The following is a 15,415-nucleotide window of genomic DNA, read 5'->3' as shown; positions in this document are numbered from 1 at the left end:
TTGACGCTAGGCCGCGGAGCGGTCGCTGAACCGTCCCTGCTGCTTACGAAGTGATGACGTCACCTGCCCGACCCGGGGCGAGGCCGTTTCGCGAACCTAGACTCGCGATTGTGACCCGAACCGCCCCAGGACCGCGCCCTTCAGGGGCGCACGCGTCACGCCCGGCATCACCCCGCGTGGGCTCGTCGAGTGGGGTCGCTCCGTGGCTGGGACTCGCCGCCGGACTCGTGCTCGTCGCCGCGGCGATCCTGGCGCCGTTGCTGACCGGGTGGGAGGTGCACTCGCGGTTCAGTGCGCCCGAGGGCTTCCCGCCCTGGCAGGGCTGGCTCGATCCACGCGTCGGTCCGGGAACGCTGCCGGCACTCGTGATCGCGGCACTCGTCGTGACCCGAGGCGCTTCCCTGGCGCAACGCCTGCCCTTCGCCCGCCTGGCGGTCGCCACCTTCCTCGCCTCCCTGGCGTGGCTGGTGTCCCTGGCCACGATCGACGGCACGTCCGGCATCTCCGGCGTGCTCGGCGAACCGAACGAATACCTGGAGACCGCGCGTTCGGTGCACGACGTGCCCGTCTTCCTCGGCGAGTTCGTCGACAGGGTGCCACTCGACGCCGCGGACAACTGGCCGGTGCATGTCTCGGGCCATCCGCCCGGGATGACCCTGTTCTTCGTGTTCCTGGCCCGGATCGGGCTGGGCGGAGACCTCGCCGCCGGGCTCGTGGTGACCGTGCTGGCGGCGACGATCGTGCCCGCCGTGCTGGTCACGCTGCGCGCCCTCGACGCCGATGAGGTCGGTCGCCGGGCGGCGCCGTACCTGGTCCTGACGCCGGCTGCCCTGCTGCTGGCCGTCAGTGCGGACGCCGTGATGGCGGCGGTGGCGGCCTGGGGCCTGGCCGCGCTTGCCCTCGCCGCCTCCCGGTCACTGTGGTGGAGCGTCCCCTCCGGCCTCCTGTTGGGCAGCCTGGTCCTGCTCTCCTACGGGCTGGGACTCTTCGGGTGCCTCGCCCTCGCCGTGCTGTTCACGGCCCGATCGTGGAGGCCCCTGTTGCCGACGGCGCTGGTGGCGCTGGCGGTGCCCTTGTCCCTGGCGCCGTTCGGCTACTGGTGGCCGGAGGGCTTCACGGTGCTGCGTGAGCGCTACTGGGACGGCGTCGCGTCGCTGCGCCCCGCGAGCTACTGGTTGTGGGCCGACCTCGCGCTGGTGGTGGCCACTGTGGGGCCGTGGGCGACCGCCGGACTCGCCCGGCTGCGCGATCTCCCCCGGGCTCCCCTGGCCCTGGTCGTCGGGGCGTTGGCCGCGATGGTCGTGGCCGACCTGTCGTTGATGAGCAAGGCCGAGGTGGAGCGGATCTGGCTGCCGTTCATGCCCTGGCTGACGCTGGCCGTGGTCGCCCTGCCGAAGCGGTGGCGAGGGCCGGCACTCGTCGGGCAGGCCTGCTGGACGCTGTTGTTGGCGCACCTGGTCAACACCGGCTGGTGACCGCTCGCGGGTGGTTCGGCCGCCAAGCGCTCCGGAGGTCAGTCGCGCAGTGGCGCGGTGGCGAAGTCGGCGATGCCCTCGTCGGGGTGGACCAGCGCGGTGAAGCCCAGTTCCCGGGCGGCCTTCTCGGGTGAGGCGACCACGTGGCGCACGTCGCCGAGGCGGTACTGCCCGGTGACGACGGGACAGGGCCCGTCGGCACCGGCGAGCCGGTCGGCCACCTCGGCAATGGAGATCGGTCGGCCGGAGCACACGTTGTACGCCGCGAAGGGCGCCGGCTCGGCGATCACCGCGTCGAGGGCGGCCAGGTTGGCGCGGGCGACGTCGTCGACGTGCACGAAGTCGCGCATCTGCGCGCCGTCCTCGAAGACCCGGGGTGCCGCTCCACGTTCGAGACTCGAGCGGAAGATCGCCGCCACTCCGGCATAGGGAGTGTCACGGGGCATGCCAGGTCCGTAGACGTTGTGGTAGCGAAGGGCGATCGCGTGCGCATCCGCGTGGCGTGCCCACGCCGAGGCGTAGTGCTCCTGCGCCACCTTGCTGGCGGCGTACGAGCTGCGCGGATCGACGGGCGCCGCCTCGTCGACCAGGGTCCACCGCAACGACTGGCCGCAGACCGGGCAGGCGTGGTCGAACCGACCTGCGTCGAGGTCCTCGGTGCTGCGGGGTCCGGGAGCCTGGGGCCCGTGCTCGGGGCATTCGTAGGCGCCCTCGCCGTAGGCCACCATCGAGGAGGCCAGCACCAGTCGGCGTACGCCCGCCTCGTGCATGGTGGCCAGCAGCACAGCGGTGCCGAGGTCGTTGTGCGACGCATATACCGGCAGGTCGGCGACGCGTACGCCGGCTCCGACGACGGCGGCCTGGTGGCACACCGCGTCGACACCGCTGAGCAGATCGGCCCACGCATCGGCGTCGCGTACGTCGAGCCGGTGCGTGCCAACGGGTGGAGTCGTGGCGCCGTGGGCCAGGTCGAGCATCACGTCGACCGCGACCACCTCGTCACCACGTTCCTCGAGCCGGCGCTTCACCGCGGAGCCGATGAAGCCCGCGGAGCCGGTCAGCAGGACCTTCACGACGGTGCGCCGGTGGGCGAGGGATAGGTCAGCTCGATCTCGTCGGCCCAGGTGGCACACGCGCATCCGGTCGGATCGGGCAGCTCGGTGATCGCGGTCCGGAGCAGCGTGCCGAGTCGGTCGAGGTTCGACCGGAACAGCGCGAAGACGTCCGCCTGGCCGACCCCGGTGCCGGTGTCGTCCCCCGCGTCCATGTCGGTGACCAGGGCCAGCGGGGCGTAGCAGAGCCGCAGCTCGCGAGCCAGCACGGCTTCCGGATGGCCGGTCATGTTCACCAGCGACCACCCGGACTCCGCGTAGCTGCGCGACTCCGCGCGCGTGGAGAACCTCGGGCCCTCGATGACGACCATGGCGCCGCCGACCATCACGTCGGGCGATCCGGCGGCCAGGGCCTTCGTCACGCCGTCGCAGTAGGGATCCGCGAAGGGCACGTGCACGGCGCCGGTCTCGACGAAGGTCTGGATGCGGCCCTGGGTCCGGTCCACCAGCTGGTCGGGCACCACGATGTATCCCGGACGCACCTTCGTCCCCAGGCCGCCGACTGCGCACGGCGCCAGCACCTGGCGTACGCCGAGTGAGGCCAGCGCCCACAGGTTGGCCCGGTAGTTGATCCGGTGCGGCGGGTACTCGTGGTGCAATCCGTGCCTGGGCAGGAAGGCCACGTTGCGCCCTTCCACGGAGCCGATCGTGATGGGTGCCGACGGGGCGCCGTACGGCGTGGTGACCGTGGCGGTCGGGGCGTCGTCGAACAGGGCGTAGAAGCCCGTGCCACCGATCACGGCGACATCTGCGCGGAGCTCACTCATGTCGTCCACGCTGCCAGCGCAACCGCCGCCGGAGAAGGGTGCGCGCCGGGTCGTAAGCGCCTCGTAAGAAGCCCTCCCTCATGCGCGGAGGGCGGCGCCGATGCAGCAGGCCTCGTCGCGCGGCAGCCCGGCACGGACGAGGTCAGCGACCAGCTGCTCCGCGGTGACCTGCTCGTAGGCGATCGGGCGCCCGAGGGCGGTCGCGATGTCGGCGGTCGCCTCGGCGAACGTCATCGGTCGGGGCCCGATCAGCTCGTAGGTCCGGTCGGCGCCGTACCGCTGCCCGGCCACGGCGACGAGATCCTCCGCCCGCTGGGCCTGGGCCTCGCCGCATCCGGAGAGCAGCACGATGCGCCGTACGGGGTGGGCGACAGGCTGCGGGTCAAGACGTCGGGCCCGCCCACAGATCGTCGAACAGGGCTTGGACCGGGGCATTGGTCGCGTTGGTGGCCAGCTCACCGCGCAGCCCGATTCCACCGAGGGTCTGCAGCGCGGCCGTCGCGTCCGTCACGGTCGCGGCCCAGGCCGTCGGTTCCTGCGTGCCGACCTTCCACACCTTCGCCCGAATCGTGGTCGGGAAGGTTCCGGTGGCCTGGGTGCGGACGTTGAACCGGTCTCCCAACTGGTGCGTGAGACCGGCAACGGTCACGGTCGCCAGCTTCGTCTGCGTCCCGACCAGTCGCATCAGCGTGAGCACCACCGTCCCGTTCGGCACGAACCGGACGGCGGCGAAGTAGCTGTCCCCGTTGGCCAGCCGTCTGGGCAATACACGCACCGAGGTGCCGATGCCGGTGGAGGCCTTGTCCAGGCCGACGGTCACCCGGAGCTCGGTGTCAGTGCTCGACACTCCGTTCAGTTGTGCGCCCGGGGCAGAGCCGGGCGTCGGCATGCGGATCGAGCCGCTCCCCGCGGACACCGAGGCGTTGCCAACGGCGCCCGTGATGGACCAGTTGCCACCCAGGGGAGCCGTGCCCCACCCGTTGACCGAGTTCCGCGCGAAGTCGTCGGTCGCAAAGGGGTCCGGCCCACCATTCGGGTCGACGACCGTGACGGCCTTGGTCACCGAACCTGTCGAGCCGGCGTCATCGGTGACTGTCAACCGCACCTGGTAGTCCCCCGTACCGGCGTACGTGTGTGACGCCGTCACTCCGGACGCCGTGGCACCGTCACCGAAGTCCCAGAGGTACGACGCGATCGAGCCGTCGGGATCACTGGAGGCGACCGCGTCGAAGGAGACGCTCGTGCCGTCGTACGTCGTGGTGAACGAGGCCGAGGGCGGCAGGTTTCCCCTGACCATGGCGAAGGCGTCGGTGAACGTCGCACCCGAGACCGCGCGAAAGGTGCCGTCGAGCCGGTCGGGGGTCACCGTGAGTTCGAGGTATCCATAGGCCGGGTCCCGGTTGGCTCCCGAGGTCGCGGCGAAATAGCTGAACTCCGGATCGGAGGTGTTGATGTCGCGGAGCGGCGTGCCGCCCGTCCCGACCGTGCCGAACACGGTGCCCGCACCCTTCACCATCGTTGCGTCGACGTCGACAGCGCAGGCCGCCGCATAGTTGTCGGGCACGAGGGCGGGGCACTCCTGACCTGTTGCGAGCTGGTCGGTGCGTGCGTAGTAGTGCTCGTGACCGGTGAGAACCAGGTCGACCTTCTTGTCGATCAGCAGGTTCATCAGGTCGGCTCCGGGCTGGCAGGCGTACTCCCCCACCGACAGGCAGGGTTTGTGCATGCCGACCACGACCCAGGGGATGCCGGCCGAACGGGCTCCGTCGATGGCAGCCTCTGTCCAGCCGTACCGCGGCGTTCCGGCGTCGTACGACCAGGTTCCGTCGCTGAACGTGATGTTCGGCGATATCATGAGGTAGCGAACCAGTGGTGCCGCCGCGGGGACATCGACGTAGTACTGCCGTCCGTAGGTGCCGATGACTCCCGGAAGCTGGTTCGGCAGACAGGCGGAGAAGTCGTTGATGTTGCCGTTCTGGCCGTTGCCCTCGTGGTTTCCCGCGATGAGTTCGAACGGGTAGCCCGCACCGACGCCGGCGGTCACCACGTCGCACCACGCCTGTTCGGCACCCGTCGTGCCGTAGGACAGGTCCCCCAGGGCGAGGGTGAGGTCGCTGCCGCCCCCCGCCATTCCAGCGAGGACGGCTCTGGCGGAAGGCGAGGACGAGAAGTCGCCCGCCACCGTGAACTTCGCCGTGGGTTCGTCTGCCGCTTCGACCCCCGGGCCGGGGGCGCCGGATGAAGACAGGCTTGTCACCCCGAGGAACAGTGCGCTGAATGCGGTCACCGCGACACGGAGAAGTGTCATGCCTCGACGTTAGCCTCGACGAAGCCGCGAATGCATCACCATCCTTGGATACGTCGTCCGCCTGAGGGCCGCCAAATTCCTCGTGTGGTGTGGCCGGCGGTGGCACAGTGGGCAGAGGCAACGACTGCAGGAGAGGCAGACCAATGACGAGGATCGGCGTCCCCACCGAAGTCAAGAACCACGAGTACCGCGTCGCGATCACACCGATCGGTGTGCACGAGCTCACCGCGCACGGGCACGACGTGGTCATCCAGCAGGGTGCCGGGGTCGGTTCCTCGATCAGCGACGAGCAGTACGTCGCCGCCGGCGCCACGATCGCCGCAACAGCCGAGGAGGCGTGGGGCACCGACGGCGGCGTCGACCTGGTGCTCAAGGTCAAGGAGCCCGTCGCCGAGGAGTACCACCGCATGCGGGAGGGCCAGCTGCTCTTCACCTACCTGCACCTCGCCGCCGACAAGCCCCTCACCGACGAGCTGCTCGCCCGCAAGGTCACCGCAATCGCCTACGAGACCGTCCAACTACCCAGCGGCGGGCTGCCCCTGCTCTACCCGATGTCCGAGGTCGCCGGCTGCCTCGCACCCCAGGTCGGCGCACACTCACTGCTCAAGGCCCAGGGCGGGCGCGGCGTCCTCATGGGCGGCGTCGGCGGCGTCGCCAACGCCAAGGTCGTCATCATCGGCGCCGGCGTCTCCGGACAGAACGCCGCCAACATCGCCCTCGGCATGGGCGCCGACGTCACCCTCCTCGACACCGACCTCGACAAGCTGCGGATGTCGTTCTGGCGCTACAACAACCGCGTCCACGGCCTCGCCTCCTCCAAGCTCGCCATCGAGCAGCAGGTGATGGAGGCCGACATGGTCATCGGGGCCGTGCTGATCCCCGGAGCCGCCGCACCCAAGCTCGTCTCCAACGACCTGGTCTCCCGGATGAAGCCCGGCTCGGTGCTCGTCGACATCGCCGTCGACCAGGGCGGCTGCTTCGAGGACACCCACGCCACCACCCACGCGGACCCCACCTACCAGGTCCACCAGTCAACCTTCTACTGCGTGGCCAACATGCCCGGTGCCGTGCCGAACACCTCCACCTACGCCCTGACCAACGCCACCCTCCCCTACGCCGTCGCCCTGGCCGACAAGGGCTGGCACCAGGCCTGCCGCGACGACCACTCACTTGCCCTCGGCCTCAACACCCACGACGGCCGGCTCACCAACAAGCCGGTCGGCGAGGCCACCGGCATCGCCGCCGTCAGCCCCGACGAGGTCCTCGGCTGAAGCGATCAGGAATCGAGAAGCACCACGGCCGGGGCCTTCCTAGGATCGAGGACACACCGACCACGAGGGAAGGACCAGCGATGAGCAGCGACACGTCGTACGACGGATTCACCAAGGAAGAGCGCGCCGCGATGAAGGAGCGCGCGGCCGAGCTGAAGTCGGCCAAGAAGCGCAGCACCAGCCCCAAGAAGGCGGAGGCCGACCGCGCGGACCTGGCGGAGAAGATCGCCGCGATGACCGCCGACGAGCAGGCCATCGCCACGAAGCTCGACGAGATCGTCACGGCCAACGCGCCCGACCTGCTGGCGAAGACCTGGTACGGCATGCCCGCCTGGCACCGCGACGGCAAGATCATCCTGTTCTTCAAGAACGCCTCGAAGTTCGACGTGCGCTACTCCGAGGTCGGGTTCAACGAGCACGCCGCCCTCGACGACGGCGACATGTGGCCGACCTGCTTCGCGGTCACCACGACGAACGCCACCATTGAGAAGGCGCTCACCGAACTGGTGAAGAAGGCCGCGGGCTAGGAGGATGCTGAACAATTCGGGCGGCGCGCCGCCGGCCATGATTTGTTCAGCAGTCTCCTAGACGTCGATGCGGCCGGCGCCGGCGTACACGTTCATCGATGCGCCGCGCAGGAACCCGACCAGGGTCAGGCCGCTCTCCTCGGCGAGCTCGACAGCGAGCGACGAGGGCGCGGACACCGCGGCCAGCATGGGGATTCCGGCCATCACCGCCTTCTGGACCAGCTCGAACGACGCACGGCTGCTGACCATCAGGATGCTCTCGCGCAACGGGAGCGTGTCGGAGCGCAGGGCATCGCCGACCACCTTGTCGACGGCGTTGTGCCGGCCGACGTCCTCGCGCACGCACCGGAGCTCACCAGCCGCGGAGAAGAGCCCGGCGGCGTGCAGCCCGCCGGTGCGCTCGAAGACCCGTTGGGCCTCGCGCAGGGCCTCGGGCAGCGTCGCCAGAAGCTCGGGTCCGACGCGCAGCGGGTCGTCGGAGACCGACCAGGTGGCCGTCGTGCGCACCGACTCGAGGCTGGCCTTGCCGCACAGCCCACAGGACGAGGTGGTGTGGAAGGTGCGCTCCAGCGACGGGTCGGGGGCTGGTACGCCGGACGCGAGCTGCACGTCGACCACGTTGTAGGTGTTGGTGCCGTCGGCCGTGGCACCCGCGCAGTAGCGCACGGACGTCACGTCGGACGACGCGTGGACCACGCCCTCGCTGACCAGGAACCCCACGGCCAGGTCGAAGTCGTCACCGGGCGTGCGCATCGTGACGGTGAGCGTGCGGCCGTTGACCCGGAGCTCCATCGGCTCCTCCGCGGCGATGGTGTCGACGCGGTGGTCGGCCACGCCGTCACGGACGCGCAGCACCTTGCGGCGGGCGGTGACGCGGCCCATCGTCAACCCACCGGTTCGAGGCGGACGATGACTTCCTTCGACGTCGGTGTGTTGCTGACGTCGGCCACGCTGTCCAGCGGGACCAGCACGTTCGTCTCCGGGTAGTACGACGCCGCCGAGCCGCGCGCGGCCGGGTAGGCGACCACCGTGAACCCGCTGGCGCGTCGCTCGGTGCCGTCGTGCCAGACACTGACGATGTCGACCACGTCGCCGTCGGAGAGGCCACGCTCGGCGAGGTCGTCGGGGTTGACCAGCACCACGTGGCGGGCGTTGTGGATGCCGCGGTAGCGGTCGTTGCCCGAGTAGGGAATGGTGTTCCACTGGTCGTGCGAACGCAGCGACTGCAGCACCAGGTGGCCCTCGGGGGGACGCGGCATGGTGAGCTCGTTGCTGGTGAAGACCGCCTTGCCGCTCGGGGTCGGGAAGACGCCCTCGTTGACCGGGTTGGGCAACCGGAACCCACCGGGTCGGCGTACCCGCGCGTTGAAGTCCTCGAAGCCCGGAACGACGCGGGCGATGCGCTCGCGGACCAGGTCGTAGTCGCCCTCGAAGGACTCCCACGGGATCGCGCTGTCGGGCAGGAGACGACGGGCCAGGCGGCTCAGGATCGCGACCTCACTGAGCAGGTCGGGCGAGGCCGGGTCGAGCTTCCCGCGGGACTGGTGCACCTCGCTCATCGAGTCCTCGACGGTGACGAACTGCTCCCCCGTCGCCTGGACGTCGCGGTCACTGCGGCCCAGGGTCGGCAGGATCACCGCGGTCTCGCCGACCACGGTGTGCGAGCGGTTGAGCTTCGTCGAGATCTGCACGGTGAGCGAGCAGTTGCGCAGCGCCTGCTCGGTGACGTCACTGTCGGACATGGCGCGCACGAAGTTGCCGGCCACCCCCACGAAGACCGAGGCCTTGCCGTCGCGCATCGCCCGCACTCCGTTGACGGAGTCGAAGCCGTGGCTGGTCGGCGGCGTGAAGTCGAACTCCGCACCGAGGGCGTCCAGGAACGGCTGCGGCATCTGCTCCCAGATGCCCATCGTGCGGTCGCCCTGCACGTTGCTGTGCCCGCGCACCGGGCACACTCCGGCGCCCGGCCGGCCGAGGTTGCCGCGCAACATCAGGAAGTTGACGATCTCGCGGATCGTGGGCACACCGTGCTTCTGCTGGGTGAGTCCCATCGCCCAGCACACGATGACCGACTTGCTCTGCAACACCTGGCGGTGCAGCTCCTCGACCTCGTCACGGGTCAGCCCGGTCGCGGTGAGTACGTCGTCCCAGGTGATCGCCTCGACGTTCTTCGAGAACTCCTCGAAGCCGATCGTGTTGCGCTCGATGAAGTCGTGGTCCAGCACGGTGCCGGGCGCGGCGGCCTCGGCCTCCAACAGGAGCTTGTTGAGCATCTGGAAGAGCGCCAGGTCCCCGCCGGGGCGGATCAGGAGGAACTGGTCGGCGATCGTCGTGCCCCGACCGATCACGCCGCTGGGCTTCTGCGGGTTCTTGAACCGCTTCAGGCCGGCTTCGGGGAGCGGGTTGATCGCCACCACCTGCCCGCCGTTGTGCTTGGTCTCCTCGAGGGCGCTGAGCATGCGCGGGTGGTTGGTGCCCGGGTTCTGCCCGGCCACCAGGATCAGGTCGGACTCGTGGATGTCGTCGAGCGAGACGCTGCCCTTGCCGATGCCGAGGCTCTCCCCCAGCCCGGAGCCGCTCGACTCGTGGCACATGTTCGAGCAGTCGGGCAGGTTGTTCGTGCCGAACGACCGGGCGAGCAGCTGCAGCAGGAAGGCCGCCTCGTTGTTCAGCCTCCCGGAGGTGTAGAACATCGCCTCGTCCGGCGACCCCAGGCCGTTCAGCCCGTCGGCGACGAGGTCGAAGGCGTCGTCCCAGCTGATCGGCTCGTAGTGGGTGGCACCGGGCCGCTTCACCATCGGCTCGGTGAGGCGCCCCTGCTGGTTGAGCCAGTAGTCGGACTTCCCGTCGAGCTCCGCGACCGGGTGCTGGGCGAAGAACTCACGGGTCACCCGCTTGGTGGTGGCCTCGTCGTTGACGTGCTTGGCGCCGTTCTCGCAGTACTCGTTCTTGTGCCGGTGGCCGGACGGGTCCGGCCACGCGCACCCGGGGCAGTCGATGCCGTCGGTCTGGTTCAGCGCGAACAGGGTCAGCGCGGTGCGCTTCGCCGACGTCTGCGAGAGGGAGTACTCGATCGCGTGCGCCACAGCAGGTACGCCGGCCGCCCACTCCTTGGGCTTGGTGACCTTCAGGTCGTCCTTGGGATCCTCGTTCGAACGCATGTCGTCTCCGCCCTTCAGGACCTGTTCAGTGCAACGGCTTCGCGGACCAGCTCGGCGAACGCGTCCTCGTCGAGCTGGTCACCCTCGCGGAGGTCGATCGCACGCCGGGTGCCGGCGTCGAGGCTGGCGTTGAACAGCCCGGTCGGGTCGTCGAGAGCGGCGCCCTTGGCGAAGGTCAGCTTCACCTTGTCCTTGTAGGTCTCGACCGTGCAGATCAGTCCGGACGACGAGAACGTGGGGACGCCGTCGGGGTTGGAGGCCTTGCGCCACTTGGCCTCCTCCTCGACGTCGGGCTCCGCCGTCACGATGAGTGACCGCACCTTCTCGACCGTGTCGGATCGCCAGTCTGTGCTCATGCTCGCGAGTCTAGCCACGCTCGGGCGGCCCAGGACCCCGGGGCGATCACCAGCTGGCGGGCCGGGCTGGTCACTTGATGAAGCCCTCGTCCTTGAGCCAGTCGTAGGCCACGTCGACCGGCTCCTGTCCGTCGACGTCGACCTTCGCGTTGAGCTTGAGCAGGACCTCGTTGGTGAGCTTCTCGGTGATCGGGGCGAACAGCTTCTCGATCTGCGGGTACTCCTTGAGCAGGTCGTCGTCGACCACCAGGGAGACGTTGTACTTCGGGAAGTACTCCTTGTCGTCCTTGAGCACCGTCAGGTCGAGCGCCACGATGCGGCCGTCGGTGGTGAACACCTCACCGAAGTTGCACTCGCCCTTCGCGGTCGCGCTGTAGACCGCGCCGGTCTGGTAGGTCTTGAGGTTCTTCTCGGGAACCCCGTTGGCCTGGCCCTGCGGGATGCCGTACGTCTTGAGCATTCCCGGCAGCCCGTCGGGCCGGTTGGTGAACTCCGACTCCACGCAGAACGTGCGGTCCTTGACCGGGACGTCCTTGATCTCGGAGAGCTTGGTGATGCCGAACCGCTTGCTGACCGCCTGGGTGATCGCGAAGCCGTAGGTGTTGTTCATCGGCGCCGGGGGCAGCCAGACCAGGTCGTTCGTCTTCAGGTCCTCGTCGCGGACCGCGACGTACTGCTTCTGCTCGTCGGGGATCGGCTTGGTGTGACCGAGGTAGGTGATCCAGCCGGTGCCGGTGTACTCCCACATCGCGTCGATCTGGCCCTCGAGCTGCGCCTGCCGGGCGGCGGCGCTGCCGGGGATGTTGGTCAGGTCGGTCACGTCGGCGCCGGCCGAGGCCAGCAGGGTGACTGCCATCTTGCCGAGGATGATGTTCTCGCTGAAGTTCTTGGACCCGATCGAGATGTCCAGCCCGTCGAGGGGCTTCACGTCGGCCACCGGGCCGGCCAGATCGCCCTTGCGAATAGGGCCGGCCGCCGTGCCCAGGAAGCAGCTGCTCAGCAACAGGGACATCGCCGAGATGGTGCTGACCAGGGCGAGCAGGGAACGGCGACGGCGCAGCGCGTCGTACATGTCAGATCCCCTTCGGTCGGGTGAGCAGCTCCAGGACGCGGCCCAGCCACTCGATCAGCAGGGCCAGCAGCGCGATCAGGACGGCGCCGGTCACCATCAGTGAGAACTTGAACAGGGAGATGCCCGTCTGCAGGATCTCGCCCAGGCCGCCCGCGTCGATGAAGCAGGCCAGCGACGCGGTGCCGGCGATCAGCACCAGCGACGTGCGTACGCCGGCCATGATCACCGGGACCGACAGTGGCAGCTCGATCTTGAACAGCGTCATCACGCCGGTCATGCCGATGCCGCGACCGGCCTCGACAAGCGTGGGGTCGACCCCCTGGATGCCGACGATGGTGTTGCGCAGCACCGGCAGGATCCCGTAGAGGCTGAGCGCGAAGATCGCCGTCCAGAAGCCACCGTCGAGCCAGAGGAAGAGCAGCACGATCAGTCCCACGGAGGGTGCCGCCTGGCCGGCGTTGGCGATGCCGACGACGACCGGCGCCAGGACCCGGAGGCCACCGCGGGTCAGCATGATGCCCAGCGGTACGGCGATCGCCACGACGATGATCGCGGAGACGACGGTGAGCAGGACGTGCTCCCAGATCAACCCCTGCAGCAACGGGCCGTCGTACCAGCTGGCCGGGTTCCAGCCCGGGAAGGGGGCGTGCCAGTCGGCCGGGTTCCAGCTCGGGAACACCTCGTGGAAGTGGCTGTCGAACAGCAGGCTCCAGCGCAGCTGGTTCGCCTCGACCACGTCGAGCTCGGCGGTCTGGCGCCACCACACGAAGCCACCGAAGACCGCGGCCACCAGGATCGGCGGAAAGGTCAGCATGATGACCATCTCGCGGGTGATCACCCGCGCGCCACGCTTGCCGGTCGGCTCGTGGCCCTCGGGGACCGGCTCGTCGAGAACGGCAGGGCTGGGCTCAGCCATGGCTGCCTTCCTGCTGCTCCGTCACTGTTTGTGCCTGATCCTGCTGGGCCAGCTCGACATGCTCCGCCGCCTCCCGTTCGGCCTGGCGCATGTGGTCGGTGACCGTCTCGAAGTCGAGGACGCCGAGGTAGCGGTCACGGTCGCCGGTGACGATCACCTTCGAGTGCGTCGAGGTGAGCATCGTGTCGAGCGCGTCGTTGAGGGTGGCCGCGTGGTCGATGGTCAGCAGGTTCTCGCGGGGTTCGCCGCGCACCGTCGGGTTGTGGCGCATCTGCCTCAGCCAGGGCCACGCGACCGGGCGCTCCCGGTCGTCGAGCACGACCACGGTCTCGTCCCCCGCCGCCTCGGCCTTCTGCACCACGGGCCGGGTGTCCTCGCCCACCCGCGCGATGGTCGGCTGGTTCAGGTCGAGGGCCCTGACCCGGGTCAGCGAGAGCTGCTTGAGGGTCGAGCCGGCGCCGACGAAGTCGGCCACGAAGTCGTTGGCGGGAGCGGCGAGGATGTTCTCGGGGGTGTCGTACTGCGCGATGTGCGCGCCCTCCTGGAGGATCAGGATGCGGTCGCCCAGCTTGATCGCCTCGTCGATGTCGTGGGTGACACAGACGATGGTCTTGCCGAGCTCGCGCTGGATGCTGATCAGCTCGTCCTGGAGCCGCTGGCGGGTGATCGGGTCGACCGCACCGAACGGCTCGTCCATCAGGATCACCGGCGGGTCCGCGGCCAGGCCCCGGGCGACGCCCACGCGCTGCTGCTGGCCACCCGAGAGCTCGCGGGGATAGCGGTCGCGGTAGCGATCGGGGTCGAGGCCGACCAGGTCGAGCAGCTCGTCGACCCGGGCACTGATCCTGGCGGAGTCCCAGCCGAGCATCTTCGGGACGACGCCGACGTTGGTGGCCACCGTCATGTGCGGGAAGAGACTGCCGCCCTGGATGACGTAGCCGATCTTGCGGCGCAGGCTGGTCGCGCTGTCCGCCTTGATGTCCTGGCCGTCGATGAGGATCGTGCCGGCGGTCGGCTCGATCAGCCGGTTGATCATCTTCAGGGACGTGGTCTTGCCACAGCCCGAGGGCCCGACGAACGTGACGATCTCTCCGGCCGGAACGGTCAGCGAGAGCGACTCGACGGCCGGAACCTTCTGGCCAGGGTAGCGCTTCATCACGCCCTCGAGGCGGAGTTCCGCTCCACTGATCGCCCGCTCGTTGTCGGCGGCGCCGGTCTGGGTCATGCGCGGATTCCCTTCGAGATGGTGATGCGTCCGAGCAGGAGCATCAGCAGGTCGGCGATGAGGGCGACGATCACGATGCCGACCGTGCCGACCAAGGCGTAGCGGACGGCGTTCTCGTTCCCGGCCTGCGAGAGGCCGGTGAAGATGTAGCCCCCGAGTCCGGGGCCGAGCACATAGGCCGCGATGGCGGCGATCCCCATCGACATCTGCACCGAGGTGCGGACACCGGCGTGGATCACCGGCCAGGCCAGCGGCAGTCGCACCCGCATCAGGATGCCGACCTCGGTCATGCCCATGCCCTTGGCCGACTCGAGCAGGGTGGCGTCGACCTGGCTGAACCCGACCACCGCGTTGCGCAGGATCGGAAGCATCGCGTAGAAGGCGACGCAGATGAAGGCCGTCGTCGCGCCGATCTTCGTCACCGGGAGGAGCAGGCCCACCAACGCGAAGGACGGGATGGTCAATCCGATCGCGGACAGCGTGTTGGCCACCGACTCGAGCATCCGGAACCTGTTGACGACCACGGCCAGCAGGATGGCCACGACGGTCGCGACCAGCACGGCCTGGAAGACGAGGTTCGCGTGCTGCAACGCGTTGTAGAGGATGAGGTCCCAGCGGTCCTTCACGAAGTCCCACATGCCTGCGAATCACCCCGGTTGCGTCGAATTTGACCTTCTCAACACAAGCACAGATGCTGCTCGATCGCGTTCTGTCGGCGTGTCGCGGCGCGCTCGTGAAGGTCCGGCGGTACCCGACAGTTGCCGGTTCAGTCGCCTCCGGCCCCAGTCCGTGGCCCTCACGAACCCGGCATGCCGGTCAGTGGCGCGGCCGCCTCCGTGACCGCGCCGATCACCTGCGACGCGCGACCGATCCAGACCGTGCCGTGGTCGGTGCGCAGTGCCGCGCGGCCAAGATGCAGGTCGAAGATGCCGATCCGCAGGCTGCTCCCGTCGCTGGCGAGGACGACCTGGCCGCGGCGCGGCGTACGGCACGGGGACAGCAGGAGCTCCGTGCCGGCCGGCCTGCCCAGGGAGGCAAGCGCGTCGTCGACCATGAGGTGACGGATGGCTCCGTCGCCCCGGCGCTTGGCCGAGGTCGTCGAGGCGGACGCCGGTGCCGTCGGTGGCGGGTCGAACGGCAGGAACGCCTGTTCGTCGCACCTCGACTCCGAACACATGTTCGAAGCGTACTGGACGGTCGTCCTCGCCGACGGCACCGCACCTCG

15 protein-coding genes are annotated in these 15,415 nt (G+C 69.2%); 3 read left to right on the top strand and 12 right to left on the bottom strand.

Annotated elements, in window-relative coordinates; all coding sequences use genetic code 11:
• The first annotated feature begins 176 nt into the window (after positions 1-176).
• Positions 177-1,475 carry a hypothetical protein gene (locus tag ASD30_RS09025; RefSeq protein WP_056680304.1) on the top strand — a complete coding sequence of 433 codons (1,299 nt, stop codon included), beginning with the start codon at positions 177-179 and terminating at the stop codon, positions 1,473-1,475.
• A 38-nt stretch (positions 1,476-1,513) separates the two neighbouring features.
• Here the strand turns inward: ASD30_RS09025 and ASD30_RS09020 are convergent, their stop codons facing one another.
• The 4 genes from ASD30_RS09020 to ASD30_RS26000 form a co-directional block, all read right to left on the bottom strand.
• The gene (locus ASD30_RS09020) at positions 1,514-2,548 is read right to left on the bottom strand and encodes an NAD-dependent epimerase/dehydratase family protein (protein ID WP_056680301.1); all 1,035 of its coding nucleotides are present in this window, start codon (positions 2,546-2,548) and stop codon (positions 1,514-1,516) included.
• Positions 2,545-3,354, bottom strand: coding sequence for an S-methyl-5'-thioadenosine phosphorylase (locus ASD30_RS09015; RefSeq protein WP_056680298.1), 810 nt, complete (start codon positions 3,352-3,354; stop codon positions 2,545-2,547). Before ASD30_RS09015 ends, ASD30_RS09020 begins: the two co-directional genes overlap by 4 nt.
• A gap of 78 nt (positions 3,355-3,432) precedes the next feature.
• Positions 3,433-3,702, bottom strand: a complete 270-nt coding sequence (locus ASD30_RS09010; RefSeq protein WP_056680295.1) for a hypothetical protein — start codon at positions 3,700-3,702, stop codon at positions 3,433-3,435.
• A 34-nt stretch (positions 3,703-3,736) separates the two neighbouring features.
• Positions 3,737-5,662: a PKD domain-containing protein gene (locus ASD30_RS26000; protein WP_082563706.1), complete on the bottom strand. Its 1,926-nt coding sequence runs from the start codon at positions 5,660-5,662 to the stop codon at positions 3,737-3,739.
• Positions 5,663-5,805: 143 nt separating this feature from the next.
• On the opposite strand from ASD30_RS26000, the gene ald reads away from it, so the two are divergent.
• Positions 5,806-6,933: an alanine dehydrogenase gene (gene ald, locus ASD30_RS09000; RefSeq protein ID WP_056680288.1), complete on the top strand. Its 1,128-nt coding sequence runs from the start codon at positions 5,806-5,808 to the stop codon at positions 6,931-6,933.
• Positions 6,934-7,013: 80 nt separating this feature from the next.
• Positions 7,014-7,460: a DUF1801 domain-containing protein gene (locus ASD30_RS08995; RefSeq protein WP_056680285.1), complete on the top strand. Its 447-nt coding sequence runs from the start codon at positions 7,014-7,016 to the stop codon at positions 7,458-7,460.
• 57 nt (positions 7,461-7,517) lie between these two features.
• On the opposite strand, the gene fdhD is transcribed toward ASD30_RS08995, so the two are convergent.
• The 8 genes from fdhD to ASD30_RS08955 form a co-directional block, all read right to left on the bottom strand.
• The gene (gene fdhD, locus ASD30_RS08990; RefSeq protein ID WP_056680282.1) at positions 7,518-8,342 is read right to left on the bottom strand and encodes a formate dehydrogenase accessory sulfurtransferase FdhD; all 825 of its coding nucleotides are present in this window, start codon (positions 8,340-8,342) and stop codon (positions 7,518-7,520) included.
• Between the two features lie 2 nt (positions 8,343-8,344).
• Complete coding sequence (locus ASD30_RS08985; protein WP_056680279.1) at positions 8,345-10,621, bottom strand: FdhF/YdeP family oxidoreductase; 2,277 nt, start codon at positions 10,619-10,621, stop codon at positions 8,345-8,347.
• 14 nt (positions 10,622-10,635) lie between these two features.
• Positions 10,636-10,977: a DUF1801 domain-containing protein gene (locus ASD30_RS08980; RefSeq protein ID WP_056680275.1), complete on the bottom strand. Its 342-nt coding sequence runs from the start codon at positions 10,975-10,977 to the stop codon at positions 10,636-10,638.
• Between the two features lie 70 nt (positions 10,978-11,047).
• Positions 11,048-12,049 carry a glycine betaine ABC transporter substrate-binding protein gene (locus tag ASD30_RS08975; RefSeq protein ID WP_056680273.1) on the bottom strand — a complete coding sequence of 334 codons (1,002 nt, stop codon included), beginning with the start codon at positions 12,047-12,049 and terminating at the stop codon, positions 11,048-11,050.
• A 1-nt stretch (position 12,050) separates the two neighbouring features.
• Complete coding sequence (locus tag ASD30_RS08970; RefSeq protein WP_235532545.1) at positions 12,051-12,965, bottom strand: ABC transporter permease; 915 nt, start codon at positions 12,963-12,965, stop codon at positions 12,051-12,053.
• Entirely contained in the window at positions 12,958-14,190 is a 1,233-nt protein-coding gene (locus ASD30_RS27835) for an ABC transporter ATP-binding protein (RefSeq protein ID WP_056680270.1), read from the bottom strand. The genes ASD30_RS08970 and ASD30_RS27835 overlap by 8 nt, the downstream gene beginning before the upstream one ends.
• On the bottom strand, positions 14,187-14,828 hold the full coding sequence (locus ASD30_RS08960) for an ABC transporter permease (RefSeq protein WP_056680267.1): 642 nt from the start codon (positions 14,826-14,828) through the stop codon (positions 14,187-14,189). The genes ASD30_RS27835 and ASD30_RS08960 overlap by 4 nt, the downstream gene beginning before the upstream one ends.
• Positions 14,829-14,986: 158 nt before the next feature.
• Positions 14,987-15,367 carry a hypothetical protein gene (locus ASD30_RS08955; RefSeq protein ID WP_056680264.1) on the bottom strand — a complete coding sequence of 127 codons (381 nt, stop codon included), beginning with the start codon at positions 15,365-15,367 and terminating at the stop codon, positions 14,987-14,989.
• Between the last annotated feature and the right edge of the window lie 48 nt (positions 15,368-15,415).

The sequence above is a fragment of the Nocardioides sp. Root140 genome (assembly GCF_001426745.1).
Lineage (GTDB): Bacteria > Actinomycetota > Actinomycetes > Propionibacteriales > Nocardioidaceae > Nocardioides.
Note: the sequence above shows the minus strand (reverse complement) of the source record. Positions and strands in the feature narration are given on the sequence as shown.